This is a genomic window from Hymenobacter psychrotolerans DSM 18569, from assembly GCF_900142395.1.
GTDB classification, from domain to species: Bacteria; Bacteroidota; Bacteroidia; order Cytophagales; family Hymenobacteraceae; genus Hymenobacter; species Hymenobacter psychrotolerans.
Genome location: NZ_FRAS01000035.1, coordinates 19,978 through 31,733 on the forward strand (window position 1 = coordinate 19,978; position 11,756 = coordinate 31,733).

Annotated in this window: 12 protein-coding genes; 6 read left to right on the top strand and 6 right to left on the bottom strand. The window is 62.3% G+C overall.

The window, feature by feature from the left end:
• The first annotated feature begins 137 nt into the window (after positions 1-137).
• From BUE15_RS19725 to BUE15_RS19735, 3 genes are read left to right on the top strand one after another with little or no spacing between them, the layout of a single operon-like run.
• On the top strand, positions 138-1,481 hold the full coding sequence (locus tag BUE15_RS19725; protein WP_073288768.1) for a DUF1015 domain-containing protein: 1,344 nt from the start codon (positions 138-140) through the stop codon (positions 1,479-1,481).
• Positions 1,482-1,525: 44 nt separating this feature from the next.
• Positions 1,526-2,110: a Maf family nucleotide pyrophosphatase gene (locus BUE15_RS19730; RefSeq protein ID WP_073288770.1), complete on the top strand. Its 585-nt coding sequence runs from the start codon at positions 1,526-1,528 to the stop codon at positions 2,108-2,110.
• Between the two features lie 12 nt (positions 2,111-2,122).
• Positions 2,123-3,835 (top strand): hypothetical protein, encoded by a 1,713-nt coding sequence (locus BUE15_RS19735; protein ID WP_073288772.1) that lies wholly within the window; start codon positions 2,123-2,125, stop codon positions 3,833-3,835.
• Positions 3,836-3,857: 22 nt separating this feature from the next.
• On the opposite strand, the gene BUE15_RS19740 is transcribed toward BUE15_RS19735, so the two are convergent.
• The 6 genes from BUE15_RS19740 to sdaAB form a co-directional block, all read right to left on the bottom strand.
• On the bottom strand, positions 3,858-4,292 hold the full coding sequence (locus BUE15_RS19740) for an EamA family transporter (RefSeq protein WP_073288774.1): 435 nt from the start codon (positions 4,290-4,292) through the stop codon (positions 3,858-3,860).
• 6 nt (positions 4,293-4,298) lie between these two features.
• On the bottom strand, positions 4,299-4,703 hold the full coding sequence (locus tag BUE15_RS19745; protein WP_073288776.1) for a DUF4259 domain-containing protein: 405 nt from the start codon (positions 4,701-4,703) through the stop codon (positions 4,299-4,301).
• Between the two features lie 116 nt (positions 4,704-4,819).
• On the bottom strand, positions 4,820-5,809 hold the full coding sequence (locus tag BUE15_RS19750; RefSeq protein WP_084549208.1) for an NAD(P)H-dependent glycerol-3-phosphate dehydrogenase: 990 nt from the start codon (positions 5,807-5,809) through the stop codon (positions 4,820-4,822).
• Positions 5,810-6,014: 205 nt separating this feature from the next.
• Positions 6,015-7,433: an efflux RND transporter periplasmic adaptor subunit gene (locus tag BUE15_RS19755; RefSeq protein ID WP_073288777.1), complete on the bottom strand. Its 1,419-nt coding sequence runs from the start codon at positions 7,431-7,433 to the stop codon at positions 6,015-6,017.
• Between the two features lie 67 nt (positions 7,434-7,500).
• Positions 7,501-9,036 carry a TolC family protein gene (locus BUE15_RS19760; protein WP_073288780.1) on the bottom strand — a complete coding sequence of 512 codons (1,536 nt, stop codon included), beginning with the start codon at positions 9,034-9,036 and terminating at the stop codon, positions 7,501-7,503.
• Between the two features lie 93 nt (positions 9,037-9,129).
• Positions 9,130-9,810 (bottom strand): L-serine ammonia-lyase, iron-sulfur-dependent subunit beta, encoded by a 681-nt coding sequence (gene sdaAB, locus BUE15_RS19765; RefSeq protein ID WP_073288782.1) that lies wholly within the window; start codon positions 9,808-9,810, stop codon positions 9,130-9,132.
• A 466-nt stretch (positions 9,811-10,276) separates the two neighbouring features.
• On the opposite strand from sdaAB, the gene BUE15_RS19770 reads away from it, so the two are divergent.
• The 3 genes from BUE15_RS19770 to BUE15_RS19775 form a co-directional block, all read left to right on the top strand.
• Positions 10,277-11,257 carry a tryptophan 2,3-dioxygenase family protein gene (locus BUE15_RS19770; protein WP_073288784.1) on the top strand — a complete coding sequence of 327 codons (981 nt, stop codon included), beginning with the start codon at positions 10,277-10,279 and terminating at the stop codon, positions 11,255-11,257.
• 45 nt (positions 11,258-11,302) lie between these two features.
• Positions 11,303-11,455, top strand: a complete 153-nt coding sequence (locus BUE15_RS22120) for a hypothetical protein (protein WP_170865324.1) — start codon at positions 11,303-11,305, stop codon at positions 11,453-11,455.
• An 8-nt stretch (positions 11,456-11,463) separates the two neighbouring features.
• Positions 11,464-11,756, top strand: a 293-nt coding sequence (locus tag BUE15_RS19775; RefSeq protein ID WP_139252144.1) for a transposase family protein, incomplete at its 3' end; no start/stop codon positions are given.

The window sequence follows — 11,756 nt, forward strand, 5'->3', positions numbered from 1 at the left end:
GATGGGGTGAATGGTGATGAGGTGAATGGCAGACATTTTGCCTGGCACCTTGATTTCTCATCACCCTGTCACCTCATTATCACCATTTACCTGTCACCTGTCACTACTCACCCCATCACCATTCACCCAAAACAGATTTGGCTGAAATTCAACCCCTGCGCGGCTGGCGCTACAACCCCACACTAAGCCAGCATATCGACGAGTACGTTTCGCCGCTGTTTGACGTGGTATCGGCCAAACAGCGGGAGGCGCTCTACCGCAACCCGCTCAACAGTATTCACCTTTCGGTGCCGCGTGGTACCGATGCGGCCGGCGAGGCCCTGCTGCGCCTGCGCGAGTGGCAGCAAGCCGGCGTGCTACGCCAGGATGAGTTGCCGGGCATCTACGCCTATTACCAGTATTTCCGGCTGCCGGGCAGCCCGCGCGAGTATTGCCGCAAGGGGTTCATGTGCCACATCCGGGCCTACGACTGGTCGGAGGACGTGGTGCTGCGCCACGAAAACACGCTGCCGGCCGCCGTCAATGACCGGGCGGAGCTACTGGCCCGCACTGAGTTTCAGAGCAGCGCCACGCACGGCCTCTACCGCGACGACGACTTTGAGCTGGAGCGGTACCTGGACGAAGCCATCCGCACGCCTCTTTACCAGACGGAGGAAGACTACCAGGGCGCCCGCGACGTGCTGGCCGTGATTCAGGATGCCGCCATTATCCGGCGGTTTCAGCAGGTGCTGGCTGCCCGGCAGGTGATTCTGGCCGACGGACACCACCGCTACGAAGGCTCCCTGGCCTACCGCCAGGCCCGCCAGGCGGCGGCGCCGGACGCCAGCGGCTACGAGGGCTGGAACTATCACCTGATGTACCTGACCAACGCCGCCGCCGACGATTTGCGCATCCTGCCCACGCACCGCCTGCTGCTGGAGCTGCCCGATGCGCTTACCGATGCCGAGTTTCTGGCCCGGCTGGAACCCTACTTCACCGTGCTGCCCAAAGAGGACCCCTACGACCTGCCGGAGCTGATTGCCGGCAAGCCCTGGGCGTTTGGCCTGTATCTGGGCGAGGGGCAGGCTTACAAAGTGCGGCTGCGGCCTGAGGTGCACGCGCAGCTCAGCTGGAACACCACGCCCGAGGTGAAGGCGCTGGATCTGACGGTCCTGCACTTCTTTGTGCTGGAAAAGGTGCTGGGCATAGTGGGGCCCGATGCGCAACGGCAGTGGCCCGGCGTAGCCTACGTGCGCAATTTCCCCGAATGCCTGCAGCGCGTAGACCACGGCCAGGCCCGCGCGGCCTTCATCACCAACGAAGTAACCATGGACGAGGTGGAGCGGGTCTGCCACTCGGGCGCCGTGATGCCGCCCAAATCCACGTTCTTCTACCCCAAAACCATCGGGGGCTTCCTGTTCAGCAGCATCGAAGCTTCTGAAACTGCCCATCCTTTCCTGGCCGAGTTCCTGACGCCGGCACCTACCGGCACCGCCAGCTGATTGCGGGCTGCCAGCCTGCTTCTGCCTTCTTTTCTGTTTCTGATATGAACCTTGTTCTGGCCTCCAACTCGCCGCGCCGCCGCCAGCTGCTCACGGACCTGGGCCTGCACTACACCGTACGTCTGCAGGAAGTAGACGAGTCGTACCCCGAGCACCTGCGCCGCGCCGAAGTAGCCGAATATCTGGCCGCCTATAAGGCCGCCGCCTACCGCGCCACCCTGGCCCCAGACGAGGTAGTGCTGACGGCCGACACCATCGTCTGCCTCGATGACGACGTGCTGAACAAGCCCGCCGACCCGGCCGAGGCCGTACGTATGCTGCAGCGCCTGCAGGGCCGCTCCCACGACGTGTTCACGGGCGTATGCCTGCTCACCGGAACCGGGCAGCAAGTGGTTTTTTCCGACCAGACCCGGGTTTATTTCCGTAGTTTATCCGACTCGGAAATAGAGTTTTATGTACGGCAGTATCAACCGCTGGACAAAGCCGGCGCCTACGGTGCGCAGGACTGGATTGGCATGGTTGCCGTGACCCGGCTGGAGGGCTCCTACTTCAACGTGATGGGCCTGCCGGTACACCGCGTCTGGGAAGAGCTGACCAAACTTGCCGGGACAGATCTGCTGCCTCACTAGCTGCCCGCTGCCATGTCTTTTCGCCCCTTGCTGCTGCCGGGCCTGCTGTGCCTGCTGCTGAGCAGCGGCTTCCTGCTGCTGATTTTCGGGCCGGCCTCCTACGAGCAAGTGCAGGTGCTGTCCGGCATCACCTATCACGAAGGCAGCTTCCACCACCTGACGCTGGCACTTACGCCGGCCCGCTACGCGCTGCTTCGCGGAGGGCTGGCAGCGGTGGCGCTGGCCAGTGGCGGGGCACTGCTGCTGCTTCGGCACTCATTGCGGCAGCAAGGGCACCTGCTACACGCGGAATGGCAGCAAGTGCAAGCGCTGCTGGGGCAGTTGCCGGCCACCCTGAGCACCCCGGAAAAGCTGGTTGGGGGCAGCCTGCTGGTGGCGCTGCTGCTGACGTGGCTCTGGTACCTCATCGTCTGCCCCATCAGCACCGACGAAGCGGCTTCCTTCGATTACTTTATTCACGAGGGCCCGCTGGCTATCAGCAGCTTCTACCCGATTCCCAACAACCACCTGCTTTTCAATTTTCTCTGCTGGCCCCTGAGCCTGCTCAGCCATAATCTGCGGCTGGTCATGCGCCTGCCTACGCTGGTTGTGGCGGTGGCGGCTACTGCCGGAGCCTACCTGCTGCTCAGCCGGCAGTTGGGGTTTCGGGCGGCCACGCTGGGCATCGGGCTGTTTGGGTTTTCGCCGCTGGGTGTTTTCTATGCGGTGGCCGGGCGGGGCTACTTTCTGCAGCTGGCCCTGCTGCTGGCGGCATTTTTTGCGGCCCTTGCCCTGTGGCGGCGGGCACCATGGCCCCGGCTGGCCTGGGCTGTGTTCATTAGCAGCAGCATTCTGGGCCTCTACACCATCCCGACGTTTGTGTATCCGCTGGCGGCGCTGGGGCTGGGGCTACTGGCGGGATTTGTGCAGCAGCGCCGCTGGCCGGACCTGGCGCGGCTGGCGGTGGCCGGCGCCACTGTTGCTGCTACAGCGGTACTGCTGTATTTGCCCGTTATGGTGGTTTCAGGGCTCCCGCAGCTGCTGGGCAACCGCTACGTTGCGCCGCTGCTGCCCGCTACTTTCTGGCTGAATTATACCGGCTACCTGCACGTGCTGGCCGATACGCTGGCGGGTGCGTCCTACCTGGGCGTTGCGGTGGTAGCAGTACTGGGCCTGGCACTGCCGCTGCTGTGGTGGAAGCAGCCAGCACTCCGGCCCATATTGGCCTTCATTACGCTGCTGCTGCTGGTGCCGGTGCTGCTGATGGCCGTGCAGCAGGTGCTGGTGCCAGCGCGGGTACTGCTCTTTATGGCTTGCTTCAGCAGCATGGCGCTGGGCATAGCCGGGGCCGGTCTGCTCCGGTTGGCGCGGATTCCGGTGGCCGGGCAGTTGCTGCTGATGCTCCTTATTGGTGGCTATGCCGGCTACGTACAGATCCAGCAGGCCGCTTCGCTAGTTTCCGAGCAACAGCGCGAGCACCAGCTGGAGTCCTCTTATGAGTGGCTTACGGGCTGGGACGCCCGGCGCGTATTTCTGGCTTCGCCCTGGCACGAGCTGTTTATGCATCACTACGCGCTACTGGAAAACCGCCCCCTGCTGCTGCACACCAAGGCCGACCCTGCCATTCGCTACGACCTGGTGGTGCTGGAGCGCGGCACGACTCCGCCGGACTGGGTTGCCAGCCACTATGTTCCCGTTTATGAGGATGCGCTGGGCGTTTTCTACGGCCCACGCACGGCGCAATAGCAACTCCGGAACGATAAGGTGGTTAGTGGCCGCGGGCCAGCAGCGCAATTCCTCCCACCACCAGCAGCATCCCGACGGCCTGCTGCCAGCCCAGGGCCTCGCGCAGCACCAGCACGCCCAGCAGCGCCGTCAGCAGCACCGAGCCGCCCACAATAAGCGGCGTCCCCACCGAGGCTGGCGCCCCTTTGCCGTACACGGCAAAGGTCAGTATCTCGGCCAGCCCGATAGCCAGGCCCGCCAGCGCGGCCAGCGTGAGGCCCCGGCCAGTGGCCAGCACCGGCGGCAGCGCCCCGCGTAGGTAGAGGTTCAGCAGCAGCACCGCGCCTACCAGTGCGGCCACCACCTGCAGCACCACCGCCCCCACCATTTCGTGCACCTGCCCGGCCGCCGCCTTAATAAACAGGTTGTAGAGAGCCATGCACAGCGCGGCGCAGGCAGCCAGAATCAGCCAATTCATACCCGGCTATTCTTCTTCTTTTAAACGCTCCAGCAAATCCTGCTGCAGTGCCTGCCAGTTGGCGTAGTCGCTCCGGCCGGCCCACTCTTCCTGCAGTTCCGAGTTTTCCAGCACGGCCGCCACGGCGGTTTCGGCCAGCTCGCGCAGGTCCTCACTGGCGCCGGCGTCGAGGCGCGCAATAGCGGGCAGCAGGCCCGGCGGAATGTTCTGGGCGGGGCGGCCCAGAATGGCCGCCACAATTTCGGCGGCCGCCAGCGCCTCGCTGGCTACGGCTGCTTCCAGCGTGCCTTCTTCCTCACCGGCCGTTGCCAGCGCTTCATACAGCACGGCTTCGTTGGGAGCTTCCAGGAATTCTTCGGCGAAGTCTGCCGCGGCGTCGTTATCGAAATTGTAGTAGTCCCAGGTGCCCATAGGATGGTGGTTGGTGATGAAAGTGCCGGCCAGTGCCGGCCCATGCCCTATACGGACGCTCGTGTTTGCGGTATAGCGTCTTGGCTAGCAACCAGATGCAACCCCAGCCCGCCGGCTTATTTAAACTTTTCCTTCAGCAGCTCGATTTCCACGGCCGGCGCAATCTTCTCGTAGAGAATGTGATAGGCCGCCGACGTGATGGGCATGGGCACCTGCAGGCGCTTGTTTATTTCGTAGATGCTCTTGACGGCATAGTAGCCTTCCGCAATCATGTTCATCTCCATCTGCGCCGACTTCACACTGTAGCCGCGGCCGACCATACTGCCGAAAGTACGGTTGCGCGAGAACTGCGAATAGGCCGTCACCAGCAGGTCGCCGAGGTAGGCCGAGCCCGACAGGTCGCGGGGCTGCGGGTTGAGGGCGTGCACGAAGCGGCGCATTTCCTGCACGGCGTTGCTCACCAGCACCGCCTGAAAATTGTCGCCGTAGCCGAGGCCGTGCGCAATGCCACAGGTCAGGGCAATGATGTTTTTCATGACGGCGAAGTACTCGATGCCATCCAGGTCGGCGGCCGGGTTGGCTTTCACGTAGCGGTTGCGCAGCAGGCGGCAGAAGTCCTCGGCCAGCGTAGGGTCAGGCGAGCCGATGGTCAGGTAGCTTTGCTTTTCCAGGGCCACTTCCTCGGCGTGGCAGGGCCCGGCCACTACGCCCAGCCGCGAAGGCGGCAGCCGGAATCGGTCGGCCACGTAGTCGGTCACCAGCACGTTTTTACCCGGAATCATGCCCTTGATGGCCGAAATAACGCGCTTATGCTTTAGCGCGTCGCGGTCCAGCTTATCGAGCACGCTCTGCACAAAGGCTGCCGGCACGCCCAGCACCAGCCAGTCGGCCTCGCGCACGGTTTCTTCCAGGTCGGTAGACGGAAATACGCGGGTCAGGTCGTGGGCCACCGACGAGAGGTAGCGCGGGTTGTGGCGCGTGGTACGCAGGTGCTGCACATCGTCTTTCGAGCGAAGCCACCAGCCGACCTGCGCGCCGTTTTCAGACAGAATCTTGGTGAGTGCGGTGGCCCAGGAGCCGCCGCCCAGCATGGCTATTTTTTCCAAGGGAAGCAGAAGTAATGAAGATAATGCGCAAGCCCTGCACCAGCTAGGCCCTCATCGGCGAGAAACCCGCCCGGGCTGTTTCGGGCTTGGATGGGCAGTTTAGCTAAAAAAAATGAGAGGCGACGGTTGGGGTTCAACCGTCGCCTCTCCGGCCGGGGCCGCGCTGAAAAACCCTTGCCGGGCCACCACGCAGCCTTTCAGGGGCTTACTTGCTTTGTTCCGCCGTTTCCTTCAGCGCTTCTTTGTTCAGGCTTTTAGCATCCTTCACCACTACCGCCTCATTGGGTTTGAGCGTTTTGGCCACGGCCCGGAACGGCCCGCTTACCACCTGGTCGCCGACCTGCAGGCCGCTCAGGATTTCGATGTTCTGGAAGTCGCTGATGCCGGTCTTAACCGGCGTCAGCACCGCTTTGCCGTCCCGGATGACGAAAACCACTTCCTGCACATCGGCGGCCTTTGGCGCCGGCTTGGCTTCGGCCGCCCCGCTGCTGCCGCGGCCCCCTACGCCCACCCGCACGCGCGGCCCACCGGAACCAGCCGCGCTGGCGGCCATGGCACTGTCGGAACGGGTCGTGACGGCGGACAGCGGCACGCTCAGCACACCGGTCTTGCGGTCTGTAATGATGTCGACGGAGGCCGTCATGCCGGGCCGGAACGGTACCACGGTGCGGCCGTTTACGGTGCGCAGCAAGTGGCGGTACGAGTCGGGCAGCAGCCGGATCCGCACTTCAAACTCGGTAACGGCTTCGGCCGTGAGGGCATCTTTGGCGGTGTTGGCAATGCTGGTCACGAGGCCACGGAATTTCTCGTCCTTGCTGGCATACGAGTCAACTTCCACGTCTACCGAGTCGCCGAGGTGCACGTTGATGATGTCATTCTCGTTCACGTTCACGCGCACTTCCATCGAGTTGAGGTTGGCAATACGCATGATTTCGGTGCCCGCCATCTGCGACGTACCCAGCACCCGCTCGCCTTTCTCCACGTTCAGCTTGCTCACGGTGCCGCTGACGGGGGCGTAGATGGTGGTTTTGTTGAGGTTTTTGCGGGCATCTTCCAGCGAAGCCTGGGCACTGGCCACGTTGCTCTGCGCCGCCCGGATGCTGGCGCGGGCACTGTTCAGCTCTTCCTGCGAGGCATCGTAGGCGGCCTTGGCGGCTTCGTAGTCGGCCTGCGAAATCACCTTCTGCTTGTAGAGCGAGGCATTGCGGCGGTACGTCAGCTCGGTCTGCTTGGCGTTGGCCAGCAGCTGCTGCAGGCGGGCCTGGCTCTGGCCCACGTTGGCGCGCTGCGTGTTCACCACGGCGCTCTGCTGGTTTACGAGGGCCTGGTAGTTGTCGGGGCGGATGCGCAGCAGCAGCTGGCCCTTCTTTACCGAGTCGCCTTCCTGCACATACAGCTCGATAATCTCGCCTGATACGTCGGGGGAAATTTTCACTTCCGTTTCGGGCTGCACCTTGCCAGAGGCACTCACCTGCTCCACAATATTGACCGTGGCAGCTTTGGCGGCTGTCACTTCGGTGCCGGCGGGCTTGCCCCACCAGCCCTGTTTTTTGCCTACCACGTAGCCTCCTATCAGCACGATAACGAGGCCCAGCAAGATGTAGAGTAAGCGGTTGTTTTTCATGTATCCCAATGAGTGAATGAATGAGGTAGCGGCCCGCAGAGCTACGCGGCCGGAGTTGCAGCGGCTTTTAGAGCGCCAGCGGGCGGCCCTGGTAGAAGTCGAGGACTTTGCTGCGGAAAATAAATTCGTACTTGGCCTGAATCATCGTCGACTCGGCCGCCGCCAGGTTGTTTTTGGCGATGTTGAACTCCGTGCCGTTGAGCAGGCCGTTGTTGAAGCGGATTTCGGCGTTGCGGTACGCCAGCGTCAGGGCTTCCACCTGCCGCTTCGACGACGTGAACCGGCGCTGCGCGGCCAGCGCGTCGGCGGCAGCCTGCTGAATGTTCTGGCGCAGCGTGAGGCGGGTCTGCTCGGCGCGCAACTCAGCTTGCCGGGCCGTCACCTGGGCCCGCTGCACATTGGTGCGGGCCTGGAAACCGTTCAGAATAGGAATCGTCAGGTTGAACTGCAGCTGCCGGCCCAGGTTGTCCTTGATCTGGTCGGAGAACTTGGCGGGCAGCAGGTCCGGAATGGCTTGTTTGGGCTGCAGCACCGCAAACGTGGTAGGCACCGGCTGCCCATTCACGTACTGCACCACCGGAATAGGGATGGCCGAGGTGGAGTCGCCGTTGAACACGCGGGCCAGCCGCGACGACGAGAAACCCGTGAACACCCCCGCCCCAAACGTCAGGCGCGGCAGATACGCCCCGCGGGCCACATCAACGCCCAGCTGGCCGGAGCGCACGCGCAGGTCGGCAGCCTTGATTTCGGGCATCAGCCCCTGGGCCGTTTCGAAAATGGCGCCCGGCTCGGCCGCGTACTCCGCTTCATCGTCGGGGTCGGCCAGCTGGGGCAGGTCGATGCGGAAGCTGGCGGCACCGGCCGCGTCCAGGTTCAGCAGCTGAATGAGCTGCAGCCGGGCAATGTCGCGCTGGTTCTGGGCTGTCACTACGGTCAGCTCGTCGGAGGCCAGCTGCGCCCGGCTGTCGAGCAGGTTGCTTTCGGCCACAGCGCCGGCCTTAAGCAGCTTCTGGGTGCGCTCAATCTGCTGCTGGCTGCTGTTGACGCGCGTCTGGTTGGCCCGGATCAGTTCCTCCGACAGCACCAGCTGCAGATACACCGACGCCACGTTCAGCGACAAATCGTTGCGGGCCTGCTCAATATCAATTAGCGCGGCCTGGTAGTCGAGCGAGTTGCGCTTGACGGTATTGCGCAGCTGAAACCCCGAAAACAGGGTAATCTGCGAAAAGGCCGAGAAGTTGTTGGACCGGATGGTCTGGCTCACGAAGTCGTTGGTGAGCGGGTCGAGGCCGGTACCGTAGTTCCAGGTCTGGCTGCCGCTCAGGTTGGCCGTGGGCAGCAGCGCCCCGCGCCCGGCCCGCTGCGTCACGTCGCTCAGCTCGGCGTTGAGCTGGCTCTGGCGCACGGTCAGGTTGTGCTCCAGGGCATACGCCACCGCCGATTGCAGCGTGAAGGGAGTGCCGTCAGCCGTAGCGGGCTGGGCCAGAGCGGCGGCCGGGGGCTGCGCCGGCGGCGTGGTTTGGGCCAGCGTGAGCTGAGCAGCCAGCAGCAAGGCAGTGGTCCCGGCCAGGGTGCGCGGCAGCGGCGTAGCAGTTGCTTTCATAGAGAGTGTAGAGTGGCAGAGCCGGAAGCAAGAGTCAGGCGGCAGGATCCGGGGCTGAAATATATTCAGACTGGCGAATTATTGCTCGCTCTTTTAATCGATGGTGGGGATATAGGTGACGCGGTGCACCCAGCTCAGCTGGCGCAGATACTCCAGCGTGATGCTCTTGATGGCGGAATCTATTTCGATAAACTGCCGGGCTACCTCGTTCTTGCCTTTCCTGGATACCAGCATGGTCGCAATGTTGCAGTCGTCGTGGGCGATAACCGAGGCAATAAAGGCAATGGAGCCTTTGGCGTCGTCGGCATCGAGGATGAGCGTGTGCAGGCTGCCCGAGAAGTCGGCCGGAAAGCCATCCACCTCCACAATGCGGATGACGCCGCCGCCGCGGCTCTGCCCTACTACTTCCACGGCTTGGCCGGTGCGCTCATCGCGCAGCTGCACCCGGATGGTGTTCGGGTGCATAGTGGAGGCATTGCCGACGCCCTGAAACGTGTAGTGCAGGCCCGCCTCCCGGGCATGCTCAAAGGCCTCACGGATGCGCACATCGTCGGTGTTCATGCCCAGCAGCCCGGCCACAATGGCGCGGTCGGAGCCATGGCCCTCGTAGGTGCGGGCGAAGGAGTTGTAGAACGTAATGGTAGCGTGCGTAGGAACGCTGCCCAGAATGCGGATAGCGGCCCGCGCAATGCGAACTACCCCGGCGGTGTGCGACGAGCTGGGCCCAATCATTACCGGCCCAATCATGTCGAAGATGCTGCTTTTTTCGGCCATATGCGCGGTAAAGGTATCGGATTCGGCGACTATCACGCAATAAAAACCGCACGGGCTTTTCGTTGCCGGCATTCGTGGCTGGTACTGGCCGCGGCGGAAGGCCAGTGGGGGCTTTGCGTATAGATGCCTGGCGGAGCCGCACCGTTGCTTGCGGCAAGGGTACGCACGCACAAATTTCGATTTACCTATATAGATATGCAGCCAATTAGTTGGATTAAATTCATCTATAGTGGAAGTGGATGCCTGATGCTGGCACCCTGGCTAATTGGTTAGATCTTAGAGCAGCACGCGGCAGCAATTCACCAGCCCATTACCGGCACGGATGGATACAATTATCAGGCGCAAAAACCTGTAGCTACATGCGTTGGGCGCGAAGAGTGAGCCGGGAGTTTCCGGCTGGCAGATACGGGCTCTTTTTCGTTCTTTGTCATCGGATTCACCCTCCTTTCCACCCACCCAGCCCCCTATGCCCACCCCACAGGATGAGTTTTCGCCTGCCGTTTTTGAGCAGCTCCGACGACTACAGGAAAAGTATGCCGCTGACAGTCAGGACTTAGCTGCTTACCTTGAAGGCCTTTACTATGCCGACTATGTAAATTATTGGGATTATATCGGCCTGGATACGCTGCTTAGCCTGCAGCGCCCCCTCACCAAGATTCCCGACGAGCGAATTTTCATCATGTATCACCAGATTACGGAGCTGTATTTCAAGCTCTGCCTCTGCGAATACGAGCAAATCGGGCAGCTTCAGGAGCCCACGGTGCAGGAGCTGGTCTTGCGCCTGGGCCGCATCAACCGCTACTTCGAAAACCTCATCGACTCGTTTGATGTGATGGTAGACGGCATGGACAAGCAGCAGTTTCTGAAGTTCCGGATGTCGCTGATGCCCGCTTCCGGCTTTCAGAGCGTGCAGTACCGCATGATTGAAATTGCCAGCACCAACATCGACAACCTGCTCGACAAGGAAAAGCGCCGCCTGCTGGGCGAAGCCGCCGCCCACGACGAACTGATGGGCTGCATCTACTGGAAGGCTGGTGCCACCGTAGAAGAAACTGGCGCAAAGGCGCTTACCCTCGTTCAATTCGAGGAGAAGTACACCCACCAGCTGATTGCCCACGCCGCCGAATACCACGAGCGGAACGTGTGGAGCGTAATCCAGCGCCTGCCGGCGGAGGAGCGCGCAAACCCGCGGCTGCTGCGCCAGCTCAAGCAGCTGGACGTAAACGTGAACGTCAACTGGCCGCTGATGCACTTCAAGTCGGCGGTGCGCTACCTGGAGCGGCACCCCACGTCGCTGGCCGCTACCGGCGGCACCAACTGGAAGAAATATCTGCCTCCCAAGTTCCAGCGCCGCATCTTCTACCCTCAGATCTGGACCGAGCAGGAGTTGGAGGACTGGGGCAAAAGCTGGGTGGAAAGCATCCTGGAAGAAGCCGTGCGGGCGTAGTACCCGGCCCCCTCATCGTTTTACTTTGAAGCGAAGCAGTATTCTATGGCTCCAGACAAAGAAAGCAGCGTCGGGTGGGGCAGCCTAGCCCTTATTAATGCCGCTATTGCGCAAAGCAAGCAGCGCAGCGGTGTCAACTGGTTTATTAGACCTAATTCGGAAAAGGTGGCTAAGTTAATCCGCGAGGAGCAGCCGTAGATTTGGGCATGGATTACCGTGCCTTACGCGAGCGGCCCCGGCAGTTTCTGGCCCTGACCAGCCTGCACGTGGCCGAGTTTGACGACTTGCTCACCGCCTTCGCGCCGGCCTGGGAGCGGCACCACCGCTGGCATACGCTGGCGGGGAAGCGGCGGCAGTTTCCGGCTCACCGCGAACGGCCGACGGCGGTGCTGGCGGGCAGCGATGTGAAGCTGTTTTTTCTGCTCACCTACCTGAAAAGCAATGCCCTGCAAGAACACCAGGCGGCCAGTTTTGGCGTTTCGCAGGCCCGTGTCAGCCA

Excerpts from the sequence above, each read along its gene's own strand:
- BUE15_RS19730 (WP_073288770.1), top strand. The coding sequence starts at position 1,526 with ATGAACCTTGTTCTGGCCTCCAACTCGCCGCGCCGCCGCCAGCTGCTC.
- BUE15_RS19735 (WP_073288772.1), top strand. The coding sequence starts at position 2,123 with ATGTCTTTTCGCCCCTTGCTGCTGCCGGGCCTGCTGTGCCTGCTGCTG.
- BUE15_RS19740 (WP_073288774.1), bottom strand. The coding sequence starts at position 4,292 with ATGAATTGGCTGATTCTGGCTGCCTGCGCCGCGCTGTGCATGGCTCTC.
- BUE15_RS19745 (WP_073288776.1), bottom strand. The coding sequence starts at position 4,703 with ATGGGCACCTGGGACTACTACAATTTCGATAACGACGCCGCGGCAGAC.
- BUE15_RS19755 (WP_073288777.1), bottom strand. The coding sequence starts at position 7,433 with ATGAAAAACAACCGCTTACTCTACATCTTGCTGGGCCTCGTTATCGTG.
- BUE15_RS19760 (WP_073288780.1), bottom strand. The coding sequence starts at position 9,036 with ATGAAAGCAACTGCTACGCCGCTGCCGCGCACCCTGGCCGGGACCACT.
- sdaAB (WP_073288782.1), bottom strand. The coding sequence starts at position 9,810 with ATGGCCGAAAAAAGCAGCATCTTCGACATGATTGGGCCGGTAATGATT.
- BUE15_RS19770 (WP_073288784.1), top strand. The coding sequence starts at position 10,277 with ATGCCCACCCCACAGGATGAGTTTTCGCCTGCCGTTTTTGAGCAGCTC.
- BUE15_RS22120 (WP_170865324.1), top strand. The coding sequence starts at position 11,303 with ATGGCTCCAGACAAAGAAAGCAGCGTCGGGTGGGGCAGCCTAGCCCTT.